At 45.3% G+C, this 16,880-nt stretch carries 15 protein-coding genes; 5 read left to right on the top strand and 10 right to left on the bottom strand.

Going from position 1 to position 16,880, the window contains the following annotated elements; genetic code table 11:
* Position 1: 1 nt before the first annotated feature.
* The 8 genes from coaBC to AF333_RS34925 form a co-directional block, all read right to left on the bottom strand.
* Positions 2 to 1,210: a bifunctional phosphopantothenoylcysteine decarboxylase/phosphopantothenate--cysteine ligase CoaBC gene (coaBC, locus tag AF333_RS09690; protein WP_043066038.1), complete on the bottom strand. Its 1,209-nt coding sequence runs from the start codon at positions 1,208 to 1,210 to the stop codon at positions 2 to 4.
* A 207-nt stretch (positions 1,211 to 1,417) separates the two neighbouring features.
* Complete coding sequence (gene rpoZ / locus AF333_RS09685; RefSeq protein ID WP_021624641.1) at positions 1,418 to 1,612, bottom strand: DNA-directed RNA polymerase subunit omega; 195 nt, start codon at positions 1,610 to 1,612, stop codon at positions 1,418 to 1,420.
* A 3-nt stretch (positions 1,613 to 1,615) separates the two neighbouring features.
* On the bottom strand, positions 1,616 to 2,233 hold the full coding sequence (gene gmk, locus AF333_RS09680; RefSeq protein ID WP_043066039.1) for a guanylate kinase: 618 nt from the start codon (positions 2,231 to 2,233) through the stop codon (positions 1,616 to 1,618).
* 16 nt (positions 2,234 to 2,249) lie between these two features.
* Positions 2,250 to 2,510 carry an extracellular matrix/biofilm regulator RemA gene (remA, locus tag AF333_RS09675; protein ID WP_021624639.1) on the bottom strand — a complete coding sequence of 87 codons (261 nt, stop codon included), beginning with the start codon at positions 2,508 to 2,510 and terminating at the stop codon, positions 2,250 to 2,252.
* A gap of 56 nt (positions 2,511 to 2,566) precedes the next feature.
* Positions 2,567 to 3,445, bottom strand: coding sequence for a YicC/YloC family endoribonuclease (locus AF333_RS09670; protein ID WP_043066040.1), 879 nt, complete (start codon positions 3,443 to 3,445; stop codon positions 2,567 to 2,569).
* Positions 3,446 to 3,464: 19 nt separating this feature from the next.
* Positions 3,465 to 4,301 carry a diaminopimelate epimerase gene (gene dapF, locus AF333_RS09665; RefSeq protein ID WP_043066041.1) on the bottom strand — a complete coding sequence of 279 codons (837 nt, stop codon included), beginning with the start codon at positions 4,299 to 4,301 and terminating at the stop codon, positions 3,465 to 3,467.
* Positions 4,298 to 7,048 (bottom strand): cation-translocating P-type ATPase, encoded by a 2,751-nt coding sequence (locus tag AF333_RS09660; RefSeq protein WP_043066042.1) that lies wholly within the window; start codon positions 7,046 to 7,048, stop codon positions 4,298 to 4,300. Before AF333_RS09660 ends, dapF begins: the two co-directional genes overlap by 4 nt.
* Positions 7,049 to 7,178: 130 nt before the next feature.
* Entirely contained in the window at positions 7,179 to 7,358 is a 180-nt protein-coding gene (locus AF333_RS34925) for a hypothetical protein (RefSeq protein ID WP_235496287.1), read from the bottom strand.
* A gap of 558 nt (positions 7,359 to 7,916) precedes the next feature.
* On the opposite strand from AF333_RS34925, the gene AF333_RS09655 reads away from it, so the two are divergent.
* Positions 7,917 to 9,053, top strand: coding sequence for a Ger(x)C family spore germination protein (locus AF333_RS09655; RefSeq protein ID WP_407638672.1), 1,137 nt, complete (start codon positions 7,917 to 7,919; stop codon positions 9,051 to 9,053).
* Between the two features lie 637 nt (positions 9,054 to 9,690).
* On the opposite strand, the gene sda is transcribed toward AF333_RS09655, so the two are convergent.
* The gene (gene sda, locus AF333_RS31640) at positions 9,691 to 9,831 is read right to left on the bottom strand and encodes a sporulation histidine kinase inhibitor Sda (protein WP_080787728.1); all 141 of its coding nucleotides are present in this window, start codon (positions 9,829 to 9,831) and stop codon (positions 9,691 to 9,693) included.
* A 334-nt stretch (positions 9,832 to 10,165) separates the two neighbouring features.
* Here sda and AF333_RS09650 point away from each other — a divergent pair, with 334 nt between their 5' ends.
* The 4 genes from AF333_RS09650 to AF333_RS09640 all read left to right on the top strand — a co-directional run bounded on the left by AF333_RS09650 (position 10,166) and on the right by AF333_RS09640 (position 16,483).
* Positions 10,166 to 11,299 carry a GerAB/ArcD/ProY family transporter gene (locus AF333_RS09650; RefSeq protein ID WP_080787729.1) on the top strand — a complete coding sequence of 378 codons (1,134 nt, stop codon included), beginning with the start codon at positions 10,166 to 10,168 and terminating at the stop codon, positions 11,297 to 11,299.
* A 556-nt stretch (positions 11,300 to 11,855) separates the two neighbouring features.
* Positions 11,856 to 12,032 carry a hypothetical protein gene (locus AF333_RS34920; RefSeq protein WP_235496285.1) on the top strand — a complete coding sequence of 59 codons (177 nt, stop codon included), beginning with the start codon at positions 11,856 to 11,858 and terminating at the stop codon, positions 12,030 to 12,032.
* Positions 12,033 to 12,756: 724 nt separating this feature from the next.
* Complete coding sequence (locus AF333_RS09645) at positions 12,757 to 14,484, top strand: Rqc2 family fibronectin-binding protein (RefSeq protein WP_043066044.1); 1,728 nt, start codon at positions 12,757 to 12,759, stop codon at positions 14,482 to 14,484.
* A 10-nt stretch (positions 14,485 to 14,494) separates the two neighbouring features.
* Positions 14,495 to 16,483 (top strand): oligosaccharide flippase family protein, encoded by a 1,989-nt coding sequence (locus AF333_RS09640; RefSeq protein ID WP_052812082.1) that lies wholly within the window; start codon positions 14,495 to 14,497, stop codon positions 16,481 to 16,483.
* A gap of 38 nt (positions 16,484 to 16,521) precedes the next feature.
* Here AF333_RS09640 and AF333_RS33540 read toward each other — a convergent pair whose 3' ends face one another.
* A complete protein-coding gene (locus AF333_RS33540; RefSeq protein ID WP_158502407.1) occupies positions 16,522 to 16,698 on the bottom strand; it encodes a hypothetical protein in 177 nt (58 codons plus the stop codon).
* Between the last annotated feature and the right edge of the window lie 182 nt (positions 16,699 to 16,880).

The raw sequence follows: 16,880 nt of genomic DNA, 5'->3' as shown, positions 1-16,880 counted from the left end.
ATTATTCTTCCCGCTCCCCGCGGACTGCAAGTACCGCGTCCAATAAGCGGTTGGCGACCTCAGCCTTACTCATTCGCGGCAGCTCCAAGCTTTCTCCGTTTCTTGTATAGATGGTAACAATATTGGTATCAGTTCCGAAACCTGCACCACTCTGTGCCACATTATTGGCCACGATCATGTCTGCGTTTTTGCGCTCAAGCTTGCCGCGGGCATTCGCTTCTACATTTTCTGTCTCCGCCGCGAACCCAACAAGAAACTGCGTGGATTTTCGCTTGCCAAGCTCGGCAAGAATGTCACGCGTGCGTTCGAATTCCAATACGAGGCCTCCGGACTGCTTTTTCATTTTCTGACTATGTACGTTTTTTGGACGGTAATCAGCAACGGCCGCTGCTTTAACAACAATATCCACATCATCATAGCGAGCCATAACAGCTTCATACATGTCATTAGCCGAAACAACCGGAACAAATTCCACATCCAAAGGCGGTGTTAGATGGGTCGCCCCACTTACCAGTGTTACATGGGCACCCCGCTTCGCCGCAGCTTCCGCAATGGCGTATCCCATCTTTCCGGATGAATGGTTAGTGAAAAACCGAACGGGATCAACTGACTCCCGCGTAGCTCCGGCTGTAACGAGCAATCGCACGCCTTCCATGTCTCTCGGCTGTGCATCGGCAAAGAGCATTTCGATTTGCTGGAGAATATCCATTGGCTCTGCCATGCGTCCTTTGCCGATCCAACCACATGCTAAATACCCTTCGCCCGGTTCGACAAACCGATAACCATAGTCTATGAGCCGGCGCATATTATGCTGTACCGCTGGGTGATTGTACATATTCACGTTCATTGCCGGCGCAATCCACACAGGAGCTTTCGTCGCCAGATAGGCTGTTGTTACGATATCATCAGCAATCCCATTCGCCATCTTACCAATAACATTGGCCGTAGCTGGAGCGATCAAAAACAAATCCGCCCGATCTGCCACATCAATGTGTGAAATCACGGCCGGATTTGGCTCCTGAAACGTATCGGTCAACACCGGGTTACGCACAAGCGCCTGGAATGTAATGGGCTGTACGAACTTGGTTGCCGCTTCCGTCATCAACACCCATACATCTGCCCCCCGTTGCGTCAGCTTGCTACACAAATCGGCCACTTTATAGATGGCAATGCCTCCGCTTACGCCAATTACGATTGTCTTTCCTTTCATTGCGCTCTCTCCTTTACCGGAAATAAAAAACCGGACTCCCACCACTAAGAAAAATTTGCGAGTTTTTCAAGCGATACGATCGAAAGAAAGTATAGGTGGCTTTCTTGCTTTACAGCTACATATACTTTCTTAAATCAGTGAAAAAAGCGCATATCGCTTCCGCCTGCATTGGCTCGATATGCGCTTCCTTTATAGTTCTTTCTTGTCTTACTTCCGTTCGAATTCGATTTTACCGGCGTACAGCTCTTCTAGCGCAGTGCCGACAAACTTGTGGGAAACAGGCTTATCGATTAAATACTTGTTCTGCTCGCGCATCTGGCGTGCACGCTTGGAAGCAATACTCACCAACGTATATTTACTGTCTACTTTTTTCAGCAGTTCATCAACTGAAGGATAAATCATCTGTTAAAAAACCTCCTTAATCCAATGACGATATTTCTCAATTTGCCGCTCTTTTTTTAAATGCTCAGCCGTAACAATCGCTTGGATACGTTCACACGCCTTGTCCACTTCGTCGTTAACGACCACATAATTATAGTGGTCCATTAACTCAATCTCTGCCTTCGCAACCATCATTCGGTTGCGAATGCTTTCCTCCGTCTCGGTCCCTCGACCGGTAATACGCGAGCGAAGCTCCTTTAAATCAGGTGGTGCTAGAAATAGAAAAATCCCTTCCGGAAACTTCTCTTTCACCTGCAACGCACCCTGCACTTCAATTTCCAGAATGACATCACGACCGCTTGCCAGTGTATCTTCGACAAACTTGCGCGGCGTACCATAGAAATTACCAACATATTCTGCCCATTCTAGCAGCTCGTCATTCTCAATCATTGATTCGAATTCAGCTCTTCTTTTGAAGAAATAGTTCACCCCGTCTACTTCTCCCTCGCGCGGCGTACGAGTAGTAGCTGACACTGAATACACCAATTCTTCCATGCGCGGCCGAAGCGCAGCGCACACCGTTCCTTTTCCTACGCCGGACGGTCCCGACAAAACAAGCAACAACCCTCTGTCTTGCGTCATACAATCCCCCGTTTAATTATTCGTCAGAATCATCGTCTTTACTGGTCAGCCTGTGCGCCACCGTTTCTGGCTGCACAGCCGACAAAATTACATGATCGCTATCCGTTACGATAACCGCCCTTGTACGTCTGCCGTACGTGGCATCAATTAGCATTCCACGGTCCCGCGCTTCCTGAATGATGCGTTTAATCGGAGCCGATTCCGGACTCACGATGGAAATAATGCGATTGGCTGAGACAATATTGCCGAATCCAATATTAATCAACTTAATGGCCATACGTATATGCCTCCCTATTTTGGCGGGATAATTACGTTAACTCTTATTTTACTGTTTTACTCTATATTTTGCACCTGTTCTTTCACTTTTTCTAGTTCAGCTTTCAAGATGACCACTTTTTGACTGATTTCCAAATGATTCGCCTTCGCACCAATCGTATTGATTTCACGATGGCATTCTTGAACAAGAAAGTCAAGCTTACGTCCAATTGCATCCGGCTCATCAGCAATCTGTCCAAACTGAACAAAGTGGCTGCGCAGTCGCGTAATCTCCTCAGAAATATCAGCCCGCTCAGTAAATACCGCCACCTCATGCAGCAGACGAGATTCATCGATATCGCAACGATCCTGTATGTATTCCTGTACTCGGGTAAAAATTCTCTCACGGTAGCCTTCTGCGACCTTAGGTGCAAACAAGGCCAACTCCTCCACCAGATGCTTCATCTCTTCGATGCGTCCGAGCACATCATCCCTTAGAGCCTGTCCTTCTTTCTTACGCATTGTCACAAGCATGACAATCGCTTCTTCAACTGCTGCAAGGAGCGGAGCTTTGTAACTCTCCAAATCTGACCTCTCATCCCCTGCCCGGGCTACATCCGGCATGGATAATAGCTCATAAACAGGCATCTGTGGCGAAACTCCGAGTAATTCAGCCATTTTTTCGGCCGCTTCCTTATATTGACGGGCAAGCTCCCAGTTTATTTTTAGTGAAGAAGGGGGCGTTTCCGTTTCAATTGTAATGAACACATCGACGCGTCCTCTGCGGATATGGGAAAGTACCTTTTTGCGTACCGCATCCTCAAATGCGGAGAGCTCACGCGGCATACGAACAGCCACTTCACTAAAACGATGGTTAACAGAACGCATTTCCACCGTAAAGGACACACCCTCTTCCTTTCTCTCCGCTCGCCCGTATCCCGTCATGCTGTATACCATTGCTTTTCACCTCCCGACACTACGACTTGTGCCAATTCCCAGCAAATACTTCCTCGGCGGGACCTGTCATATATATCCGATTATCCGTTTCGCTCCATTCAATTTCAAGGTCTCCACCTTTCAAATGGACAAGCACTCTGCGCTCCGTCCGTCCGGTTAGCGCACCGGCAACCACCGTGGCACATGCGCCTGTTCCGCAGGCGAACGTTTGACCGCAACCGCGTTCCCATACGCGCATCTCTACCTCAGTTGGCGAAATAACGGAAACAAATTCGATATTCGCTTTATTCGGAAACAGGCTGTGCGTCTCAAGCACAGGCCCCCACTTCTCTACTTCGAAGCGCGGCGCATCTTCCACAAATATAACAGCATGAGGATTCCCCATTGACACACCAGTAAATGCAAATGCAGCTCCGTCTGCTTCAATTGGATGATCGACTACGTTCTCTGCATTTACCCCAACCGGAATCGCTTCTCCACGTAAAATGGGCGCTCCCATATCCACCTTTACTTGTGTGGCCTTCCCTTCCTCGACGGTCAGCCATACGTGTTGAATACCTGCCATTGTCTCCACTGTCAGCGCCTCACAAAGGACCAATCCATAATCGTACGCATACTTAGCAACACAGCGTACCGCGTTGCCGCACTGCTCGGCTTCTGAACCGTCTGCGTTTATGATACGCATACGGACGTCAGCCTTCTCCGACGGCAAGATAAAGACCAGTCCGTCTCCGCCGATACCAAAATGCCGGTCACACATTGCACGCGCCATCTGTGGCGCATCATCCGGTAAACTCTCAAAATGGGCAACGATAATAAAATCGTTGCCCAACCCATTCATCTTTGTGAAATTCAACTCTCTCTCACCCTTCTATGTCTGCCGGATTTCATGCGCAAATACGAAATCAACCCTGTCGCAAACGTCGGAATTCCTGCTAGCAATATGATAAAAATCCATTCGGATGCCGTAAGCGCCACCGTGCTGAAAATCGGTTGAAGCGCAGGCAAATAAATAACAGGCAATACAAGAAGTACCGAGGAAAGAACGGCAAGCGTAAGGTACTTGTTCTGTAATGGATTACGGCTGAAAATGGATATCTCACTCCGACAATCAAACACATGGATCAATTGCGCCATAACGAGTGTGGCAAACGCCACAGTCTGTGCTCGAGTTAAATCCGAAGGGTTCGCCTCGTAGGTTATCCAAAATGCCGCAAGTGTCACCAGCCCGATTAACAGTCCGCGTGAGATGATTTTCCATGCCAGCCCACGTGCAAACACATTTTCATTACGCGGGCGAGGCGGACGCTTCATCGTTGCTTCCTCCGGCTGGTCGACCCCGAGTGCAAGCGCCGGCAAACCATCTGTCACCAGGTTAACCCAGAGGATTTGAATCGGCACCAGAGGTAACGGCAATCCCGCCAGCATTGCAAAGAACATAACCATAATCTCGCCAACATTCGAGGCCAGCAAATACCGAATGAATTTACGGATATTATCATAAATCGTCCGACCTTCCTCAATAGCCGCCTCAATCGTGGCAAAGTTATCGTCGGCTAAAACTAGAGAAGCCGCTTCCTTTGTTACGTCTGTTCCGGTAATGCCCATGGCAATTCCGATATCCGACGCTTTAATTGCAGGTGCATCATTAACGCCATCACCTGTCATCGCTACTACATGCCCTTTCTTCTGCAGGGCTTTCACAATTCTTAGCTTATGTTCCGGTGACACACGCGCATACACATATACATTATCTACAATAGAATCGAACTCACTATCGGACATATTATATAAATCCTGTCCATTTACTGTCAACCCGCCCGCTGGAAGGATCCCAAGCTGATCCGCAATAGCTTCTGCTGTTGTCTGGTGATCACCTGTAATCATTACGGTTTTAATTCCGGCCTGCCGACAACGGCGAACCGCCTGCTTGACCTCTGGACGCGGAGGATCGATCATACCGGCGAGACCGACGAGGATCAGTCCTCTTTCCGCCGTCTGTTCGCTCCCCGGCATCTCGCCCGAACGAAGATCACGGTATGCTACGGCCAGCACACGGAGCGCTTTTTTAGCTAATGATTCGTTGGCAAAAACAATCTGACGGCGCAGATTTGGGGTCAATTGGATCGGATTTCCTTTCCACATAATATGCGTGCACCGGCTAAGGAGCACATCCGGCGCCCCCTTGGTTACCAGCATCCGTTTGCCGTATCGGTCCTGTACGATAACAGACATCATCTTACGTGTAGAATCAAACGGTAGCTCCTTAATCCTCGTCCATGTTTCTTCCAATACCTCCCGAGTAACACCCGCTTTCCCTCCTGCTACAAGCAGAGCGCCTTCTGTCGGATCGCCATTTACCACCCATTGCTCCTCCATTTTTTTGAACAGGCCTTTCTTTCCTTCACGCCGCTGTTCTAGATGGGCATTGTTGCACAGTACACCAAGCTGAAGCAGCTTGTACAGCACGCCATGAGCCTGGGCACGGACTTCCCTATTTTCTTGAAAGAAGTCTCCTTGCGGCTCATAGCCTGTGCCACCGACTTCAACGATGGAATCTTCCATCCATATATGTGTAACCGTCATTTTATTCTGTGTCAGTGTACCGGTTTTATCAGAGCAGATGACGCTGGCGCTACCAAGCGTCTCAACCGAAGGCAATTTGCGGACAATGGCGCGACGTTTAATCATGCGCTGCACGCCAAGGGCAAGCGCCACTGTGACAATAGCCGGTAATCCTTCTGGAATAGCAGCCACTGCAAGACTGACACCGGCCAGGAACATCTGATACGCTTCCTGCCCATGGAAAATACCCGCTCCAACAACCAGCCCTGTCAGCGCAAGCGCTACTACAATTAGAATTTTGCCCAACTGCTCAAGTTTATGCTGCAAAGGCGTCGCAAGCGCCTCTGTCGATTGCAGTAAATCGGCGATTTTTCCCATTTCCGTCATCATTCCGGTAGTCAAGACAACCGCATAGCCTGTGCCAGCCGTTATCATCGTACCCATAAATCCCATATTAACCTGATCACCCAGCGGAACAACTTCATGAGGTAATACTATGTTTCTTTTTGCCACTGGAACCGATTCGCCAGTCAATGTGGATTCCTCGACATGCAACCCATTTGCTGAGAGGAATCGGACGTCTGCCGGAATGCGATCACCGCCTTCAAGGTAAATAATATCGCCCGGCACTAGCTCTTTAGCGGGAATATGGGTAAGCTGACCACCGCGGATACAGTACGCCATGGGGGCTGTCAACTCTTTCAGCGCCGATAGGGAACGCTCTGCTCGATATTCTTGAAGGAACCCAAGAATACCGTTAATGACGACAATGGCAATAATAGCGATAGCGTCTACATACTCCCCGAGAAAACCGGAGATCAATGTCGCAGCGAGCAGTACCAATACCATAAAGTCCTTAAATTGCGCGAGAAACAACGCAAGTGACGAAACCTTCTTTTTTTCTGCGAGAATATTTGGGCCTAAGGCCTGGAACCGCTGCGAAGCCTCTTCCTCGCTTAAACCGTGCTTCAAATCCGTTTTTAAAATCTGTGCAAGCTCATCTTCGGAATAGCTAAACCAATAATGCTGCCCATTCATACGGGTGCCTCCTTTGCTCCGATCCTTCGTTCACACTAAATGTATTCTGACAAGCCATAAAAAATGCTAGTTTATATTATGGAAGCCTAGCTGTGTTCGTTGTACTGACACGGATTTAATCCTATATAAATTACACTTGATAGTTTGACACGGTAGCGTGGTTGGAAGGAGGCGATTCAGAAAAAGAAGAGGGTGGATGCGCCCTGCTCTCCAGCAGAAGAAAGGCAAACGTGTCTTTTTCCGACCACTCCCGCCCACCGCCCTTCCTTCTTTTCTTCCCTCTCACCACAAGAATTTGTCGATGTATCAAATCAGATGTATATATACTATTTTTATTGTCGCTGCTGTAAGACAGCAGTAAATACAGTTAAATAGAATACTATATATGTTATTCCTCGGTTTTTAATCAATGAAAGTAAATAAAACGAATGAAACAAATTAAATTTGTGGCAAAAATGTGGTCAAACAAAAACCCGGTCTAATCGCGCCGGGTCTTTTTTAACTCACGTGTTTTCCATTTACTGGCTGCATTGCCAACGCGTTCTCAACCGAGAAATACCTTGTTATCCTCTATTTGAAACAGCATGTTCTATGTCCCTTGAGCAATTACAATGTTTGGTTCATGCTATCTATCTACAGAATAACCTCCTTTTGTCTTACCTGTAGTAAGACTTTTAGAAGGAGGGAATAATGTAAGGAACAGGCCCATAAGCAATGAGATTACACTTATGCAATTGCATAGGCTATCACAACGATTGTCAGTATATGCATAGGAATGGACAGCTTCTTTTATTGTGTATGCCTTTCCAGTCATCTGATTTCTGTATGTCACCATTTATGGATAATGAAAGAGGAGAGGGTATCGATGATCAGGCGTACTGTGCTGATGGCGGCATGCTTGCTGCTTATTGTAACGTCAGGCTGTAATAGTGACCGGCTTGATTTGGAGGATACAAGCTTATCTCTAGCTTATGCATATGATGTAGATGATGATGACAAATTAACGGTGTATCAGGCCAGTGCTATTTTTAATAAAGATGTGAAGAAAAAGCATGAGGTGTTCACAGCGAAGGTAAATACTCCGAGGCAGGCGAGAGAAGTGTTTAACAGTGCAAGCAGTGGAGTGGTTGTTATTGGAAAATTGCAGGCCCTGTTGATTGGTGAGAAGCTGTTAAAAAAAGAAGGAATTATGCCGCATCTTGATGTAACGTATCGTGATCCGAAAATTACGGGAAATATGCGAATGGTCGCTGTAAAAGGGCCAGTCTCTTCCGTCATGGAGAGCAATTTTGAAGATAAGCCGGCGCTTCCACTTTATTTAACTCAGGTAATTGATGTGGAAAAGAAGTACAACGGTACGGTTTTCACTACGTCACAAAAGTTTCATACGTATGTTTTTGATAAAGGAATTACCCCAGCGATTTCAGAGATTAAAAAAGATAAAAACGGGCTTGTGGTGACAGGATCTGCACTGCTGGACAATAAAGGAAAGTATAAAATGTCAGTGAGTCGCCGAGAAAGTGCCTTGCTCCTCATGTTACAGCAGGAAGCGACAAACCCGGTGGTGTTTACGGTTCGTATGCCTTCTCTTCCGTTTAAAAAGCCGAACAAACTTCAAAATGTAAAAGGACAAGATTTTATAACGATAAATATAAATGATAGTAAGCGTACTATCACAACCCGTTATAAAAACAACCGATTTGTGTTTGACATCAAAATGAAGCTTAATGTTACCCTTTCAGAACGTACATTTGATATGGATATGCTAAAAGAAAAGGATCGTCTGTCAGCTGTTATCACGAAGCAATTCAGAAAAGAGTTGACAGCACTGGTTGAAAAAGTGAAAAAAGAAAAGCTAGACCCTTTCGGATTCGGATGGTATGCACGTGCATATCAATATGAGCACTGGAAAAAAAATGAAGACCGCTGGCCGGATGAGTTCGCAAAGGCAACCGTAACGATAACGCCAGACGTAAAAATATCGACATACGGTGTTATTGAATAAAGGGAACACTATACCGAAAAAATTTGTATTCTGTAATTACTGATAACTAAAGAACTGTATACAAATAACAAGCACAAGTCGCATCAATATGAAAAGAAAACAGTTTTTGAGATCCTAGGCGTAGTATATAAGTATACAAAGGTCTTCGCACTGTTGTGTAATTTAAAGAACAGGTCCTGCGAAGCCTTATAGTGAATCGTCACCACACCGTGCCCCAAACAGGCGTCGGTTCGTCTCCCGCACGGAAGCGTAGAGGGAACACGCCGACGCGTGCATCGTGATTATGAGCAATCACTAACTATAAAATAACTAGCCTTTTGTACATTAAGTGATTTATCTCCTTCAGCTAAATAACCACGTGTTTTTTCAATGGAGACTCTACCTTCTTCTTTGCTCTCTCCAATAACATCAATCGAGATTTTATCATTTTCACTAAAAAAATGTGACTGTAAATTGTTTCTTCATCTTTTCATCTCTTCTCGCCATTATGGTTCAACGCATAGAAACGTATTTCCTGCTCATTCTAAACGCAGCTTTCTGAACACCATTCACAAGTACTGCACTGAATTATACACTTTTTGGCTACTAAAGTACGGAAAATGGACCGCCCCGTAGAAACGGCCCCTTCACTTATATATTAAAAGCGAACGCCCCTTCTTGTTAATTCAGCCTTAATTAATTCAATAAAATCATCATCCAGTTCAAGAGACATGGCTTGCGTATATATTTTTAATAACTCTTCATTGCTCAATAAAGATAAAGCATTTTTTCTTCGCATTTACTCTCTACCTTTCTAAAAATATTTAGTTTTGAAAAGTAAATTTAATGAATTTTATACATTAAAAGTTAATAAGTAAGTGTTTTTTATTATATACATCAAAACAGTGTAAATAAATAAAAAATAGTATTTTGTAACTGTTGATGAAATCAGAGTACATAACGAAAGGCCATCCCTCTTCGGAACGGCCCCTTCGTTTATCTTCTAACCCTATCATCGTATCACCCCTAGCGCCAAACAATGTGCCATTCTCACGCTATTGTCCCTTCATCATAAATGAATTTTATATCCACGGGATAACTTTACATCCAATCTCACATAATAATGGATACGAATGAAACAAAGTCAATCGAGGCAGGAAGAGTACATGAATAAGTCCAAAAAAAGGGAAATTACACTCTTGCAATATATCCTTGGTATTAACACAGCACAGGTAGGAACAAACATCCTAAGACTTCCTGCAGACCTAGCAGGAGTAGCAAGTACGGATGGATGGATTGCTATCATTGGCGGATGGATCATTACCCTCATCGCCAGCTTATGCATGGTTGGGGTCATGGCAAAACACCCAGGTGCTACCATATATGATGTACTTACACGTTACCTGGGAAAATGGGTAGGAAGGACATGGATTCTTGTATGGATGGCTTCAGCTTTATTTATTGCTGTCGTTATTTGTTATCGTGTAGTCATACTCATTAAAGTATTTATCTTATCAAACACTCCTCATTTTCTACTTGCTCTTATCTTTCTCATTCCAGTATGTATGGTTCTCTGGGGTGGAATACGAATCTTAGCCAGATATTCACAATTTATCTTTTTCTTTACGCTTGGGCTGCCGATTTTACTATTGATACCCTTAAAGGATGCGGAATGGATTTATATGCTGCCTGTCCTAAAAGAAGGATGGCTTCCTATTTTACATGCAGTACCATTAACGATTGTATCATTTGTTGGATTTGAAATCGCATGGATTCTTTATCCTTACCTAAAAAATAAACAAGCTGCAGCGAAAGGAATTATCATAGCCAATAGCATTACTTTACTCGTTTACCTACAAATCACATTAAGTTGTTTCCTTTACTTTAGTCCAGATGAACTCCCTGAATTTTTATGGCCCACGCTTGCACTCGTAAAGCCGATTCAGTTTCCTTTTCTTGAACGATTTGAAATCATATTTGTGTCATTCTACATGTTCACTCTTTCAGCCGTCATCCTTCCGTTTCTCTTTATTGTCACTAAAAACATCAATTACTTCTTTAACAAACGAAATTGGCAGTTGCCTCCATACATCTTGCCCTTGCTTTTGCTCGTCAGTTTTCTTATTTATATACCAACCTATAGCCAACTTCAGGTAGTAAACAAATTCTGGAGCCAAATAGCCTATATTGTATCTTATACTTTCCCCATCTTGTTTTATCTTTATGTTACGTTGTCTGCGCGATGGAAAAACAGAAAAACCATATAGAAAATAGCATTATGTTGGGTTCCCCCTTGGGGCGCTCCTTTTTTTAGAAGAAATTTTGTCTATTTATCAGGCGAAAAGGAAATACTTATCATACACGATTCTATTTCTCGATACCTCTTATCTCTCGTCGCCCTTCTGCTATAAGTAGGGGGGACTTTTTTATTTATTGCCTAAACCCTTTCAATCAAGCCTCAATTTCTTCCCAAAGAATTGCGCATTTTTACTATCTTTTATAGTTATATTAATAACGTCCCTGAGAAAGGGTTTATCATGGGGTGTTTCCTCTGCCAGCTTATGCTGGCCCTTTTTGCTGTTTATTATCAACCTCTTCCCTTACCTCTTCTCTTACCTTTTCTCCCTCCTATCAAAATTCCACTTTTCACCTACATGCAACAAGGACCCCCTGGTTCTTTTTATTTCCTTCTCTATCAATTTCCTCATTTACCCATTTACCTAAATATGGTATATTGAGGCTGTGAAACTTTTTTCATCAACTTTCGATCCTTTATCCTTGCCGGCCCCGTGTCGGCCTTTTTATTTCCTATATACATCTGATTTGATACATCGACAAATTTTTAGGGTGGGAGGGAAGAAAAGAAGGAAGGGCGGTCGGAAAAAGACACGTTGGCCTTTCTTCTGCCAGATCGCAGGGCGTATCCACCCTCTTCTTTTTCTGAATCGCCTCCTTCCAACCACGCTACCGTGTCAAACTATCAAGTGTAATTTATATTAAGTAAGGCTTGCTGGTTTTGTTGTTGCACCGTATCTCCATTACGCATCTGCTCGGCTACACGTGTTTTATACACTTTGTCCTCTTGTGTTAGCTTTCCAATGGAGTCACCCCGTTTGCAAGGCAACCTTTTTTCAACTGCCTAGCTTTTGCTTCGTGTACAACACCCTTGTCGTCTAACGAATCAAGCTTGCCTTACAACTGCTTTTGAAGAAGCGAAAAAAAGAAAAGTTCGGAAAAGAATACATAGTATCAAAGGTGTTGATTATCCAGTACGATCCAGAGTGAATCGTCACCACACTGTGCCCTAAATAAGCGTCGATTCGTCTCCCGCACGGAAGCGTAGAGGGAACACGCCGACACGTGCATCTTATTTCTTCCGATATATGGATAATCAACAGGTATGATATAGTATAATCTATACATTGGTTATTTACATGGGAATGCGAAAAGGTGAAATTCTTGCGTATTCGTCAAACATTAGCCAGAATAAAGGGTGGCGTTAGTTTTCAGGCACCGAAAACAAAAAGCTCAGTACGCACAATTGAAATGCCGGATTTTGTACTTCAAGCTTTAAAGGGCCATAAAATCAGGCAAAGGGAAGAGTAGGCAAATCGCCTTTTCCAAAAAAATAAAACAAGCAAAACCCTTGATACATCTAAAGTTTTATTGATTAGCTTTCAGCTCAATACTATACTATTTTTATTGTGGCAGAAAGGAGATGCTTATGGCATTCGACGGGATAGTAACGCGCGCGGTCACACACGAGCTGAACGAAAGGCTCGCAAGCGGGCGTATTATGAAAATTCACCAACCGACTGATACAGATATCGTTATGCAAATACGGACACGAAACGGGAATGTGCGCTTGCTTCTATCAGCGAGCCTCAGTTTTCCGCGCATACATATCACGAATAAAAACTATCGAAATCCACTGGAAGCACCCATGTTCTGCATGCTGCTCCGGAAGTATTGCGAGGGTGCTATTATTGACGGAATACACCAAATCGATATGGAAAGAATCATTCATCTTGATATTCGCGGACGCGATGAGCTCGGCGATGCCCGAACGAAGCGAATTGTACTCGAGCTTATGGGACGGCACAGCAACCTAATTCTCATGGACCCACAAAGCGGGATAATCCATGACGGTCTGCATCATGTTACACCGGCGATCAGCCGTTACCGGACCGTTCTACCAGGTCGTCCGTATGTTGCTCCGCCACCACAGCATAAAATCAATCCACTTACTGCGACAAAAGATGATTTTATTCGACGGATTCAATTTAATGAAGGGAAAATCGCTAAACAAATCGTTGGCGCATTCGAAGGCATCAGCCCGCTCATCGCAGACGAAATCATGCACCGCGCCGGTTTGCCGACGCAGGATTCGCTCTGGAGAGCATTCGCTGAGGTAACAGATTTGGTGAAACGTCATACGTATACGCCTACATTTGTACGAACGGAGCACAAAGAATATTTTTCTGCCATACCTTTAACTCACTTACCTCATGCCGTTACAGAAACATTTACCACAGTAAGCGAGTGTCTCGAAGCATTCTATCATGGCAAAGCTGAACGAGACGCCGTCAAGCAACGCATGCATGATCTGTCTCGACTAGTGACCAATGAACGAAATAAAAATGAGAAGAAAATCGAAAAACTGCTAGAAACGAAACAAAAAGCAGAGGATGCAAGTAAATATCAAGTGTACGGCGAATTGCTTACCGCCAATCTCTATCAAATTACCAGAGGCCAAACGGAAGCAAACGTGGTAAACTACTACGAGGAAGGAGCTCCGCTCGTATCAATTTCGCTTGATCCTGCATTAACGCCTGCAGAGAACGCGCAAGCGTATTTCAAACGGTATACAAAAGCGAAAAACAGTCGGGCTGTCGTCGATAATCAGATTGCCGGAGCGGAAGAAGAAGTGCGCTACCTCGATACTGTACTCCAGCAAATCGAGAATGCCGGACTTGCGGACATCGAAGACATCCGTGAAGAACTAACGGAACAAGGCTACTTGCGTGCACGGCCAAGCAAAACGAAGAAAAGCAAACCGAAAAATCCAACGCTTGAGCGCTATACATCAAGCGAAGGTGCTACGATATACGTAGGGAAAAACAATAAACAAAACGATTACCTTACCAACAGGCTAGCAAATCCGGACGATACATGGCTACATACGAAAGACATTCCGGGTTCGCACGTAGTTATCCGCGGCACGGAATTTGGCGAAGCTACGCTTGCAGAAGCGGCAAATCTGGCCGCATACTACAGCAAAGCACGTCAATCCAGCCAGGTCCCGATCGATTATACGCTTGTTCGTTACGTTAAGAAGCCAAAAGGAGCCAAGCCGGGCTTCGTTATTTATGAGCAGCAAAAAACACAATTTGTGACACCGGACGATGAAATCATTCGTACGCTTATGAAGACCAAAACCACAACGTCTTGAGGAATGAAGTATGTCGAAAAACTCGTTTTTAAAAGGCACGCTCATCTTAACGCTGGCGGCAGTTATCTCACGCGTGCTCGGAGTCGGGCAGCGCGTTCCTCTCCAGCATATCATGGGCAACGACGGGATGACGCTCTATACGATCTCGTACAACATATACAGTATGTTGCTTATCATCGCGACGCTTGGCGTACCGAGCGCGCTAAGCAAGCAAATCTCGGAATACACAGCCATTGGCAAATACCACGAAGCGTACCAAACGTACAAGGCGGCCCGCAACTTTGCGCTGGTAACAGGTTTTGTCATGTTCGTGTTTATGATGGTTATCGCTCCGTACTATGCGGAATACGCGTTGGCACCCCAGGCAGACTTAGCCATTCGTGCTATTGCGCCCGCCATGCTTCTCTTTCCGCTTATCGCCATCATGCGCGGTTATTTTCAGGGCCTACAGTTCATGCAGCCAACCGGGCTGTCGCAGATTATGGAGCAAATTCTGCGTGTGGCTACCGCTGTGGCGCTACCGCTCCTGCTCTTATACATGGGCTACAACAAAGACGTGGCCGTTGCAGGTGCGTCCTTCGGCGCAGTGACCGGGAGCATCGCCGCATGCGGTGTCATGATATATTTTTACAAAAAACGCCGGACCGAGCAAAAACAGCAAATCGCCGCACAAGCTTCACACACGAAGCTAACCTATCGGCAAATCTATAGTAAAATGATTCGGTTATCACTACCGATTACCCTGTCAGCGCTGGCTGTCCCGCTCATTTACTTCATTGATACTTCAACATCCTTGCGATTGCTAACACCGCAGGAAGAACGAATTTCTGTAGCGGTGAATCATAAGGAAGCTATGGTTGGAGATAAGGAAATCATATTGCCAGTAGCACCGTACTTGCATAATAACAATACGACAATGGTGCCGCTTGAGCCAGTCAGCAAAGCGATGGGTGCCAAATTAACGTGGGACGCCGACAAAAAGCGTGCGTTCTATGAGCGTGGTCCAGTAAAGATGACCCTGACCCTCGGCCAGGATGTTAAGCTGAGCAAAAAACCGCTCGGTCCACTCCAATATGCCCCAGGAACAAACGTTCCGAGTGTGCCGTTGCGCTTTTTTACAGAACAGTTGCATACGTACCAGGAGGCCGTAGAAACACTTGGTATTCTCGGCGGCAGCGCACAATCGTTAGCCGGCCTACCGATTATTCTGGCGATCGCGCTTAGCTCTTCAATTATTCCCGTTGTCTCCTCTGCCCATTCCCGGCGCGATAGCCGGGAAGTACAGCGTATGAGCTCAATGGCACTGAGAGTGGCGCTCATTACTGGGGTTCCGGCTGCGCTGTATCTGACGGTAGCTGCCTATCCAGTCAACGGCTTCCTGTTTAGCAATACGGAAGCTACCTATACGAAAGCAGCGTGGATTATTGCATTTCTTTGTTTCGGAACCATTTTTCAAATATTAATGATGACCTCGTCCGGCATCTTGCAAGGACTGGGCCGAACCGATTTGCCGATGCGCCATGTAGCGATTGGTATTCTCACCAAGCTGGCTGGAAACTATGCTCTGGCACCGCTGTTCGGCATTTATGGCATCATTATGGCAACATCACTTTGCTTTATTGTCGTAATGGGACTCAATCTGAGGGCGATTAACCGATATACACGGCTTACTATTCTGGGCGAGAAGTGGCGAGGTTTTCTGCTGTCATCCCTGCTGCTCTGTGCTATCGGGCTTTCTATCGTCTGGATCGGCTTTAAGATACAGCCGTTTGTGTCCATGCCTGCATTTCTGTTCTTCGGTATCGAGGCGGCGGTTATCGCAGGGTGCAGTATGGGGGGATACGGAATCGCTTTATTCTGGCTTAAAGGAATCGATGTACAAGAGATTCGCTATTTTCCGCGCATAGCTCAGAAAGTATACCATCTGCTAGCACGCTACCGGATTGTACCTGCCTATGTCGAATCGGCCAATCAACAACAAAAAAGTGGACTTCCATAATATGTGGGGTCCACTTTTCTACTTTGTCGTATGCATGCTCAGCATTTCCATTCATCTCCTATTTTTTTGAGGAGTTGATCTATCTCTTGTATTTCCATCTGGATGCGGTGAATGGTATCCTCATCCTGGATTTCTTTTTTATCTAATAAATCGCAAACAAACTCCTTCCAATTCTGATGCGATGTGTACAAAGCATCCCATTCCTTTTTGTCCATCTCATAAATCCGCCCTCTCTGATGCTGTTGCATGGCCCTGGGTTTCGACAGGCTAGTATGAGAAAGTACTATGTTTTTGCCTTGCATTCATATCGAAATCCACCATACCTTCTTTCTATAATATATCATTTACCACTGCTCATTATTCTAAAACCATAGATAAAAAAACACGCGCAGGGCTC

It is taken from the genome of Aneurinibacillus migulanus (genome assembly GCF_001274715.1).
GTDB classification, from domain to species: Bacteria; Bacillota; Bacilli; order Aneurinibacillales; family Aneurinibacillaceae; genus Aneurinibacillus; species Aneurinibacillus migulanus.
The sequence above is the reverse complement of the archived record's forward strand: the minus strand, read 5'-3'. Positions and strand labels throughout refer to the sequence as shown.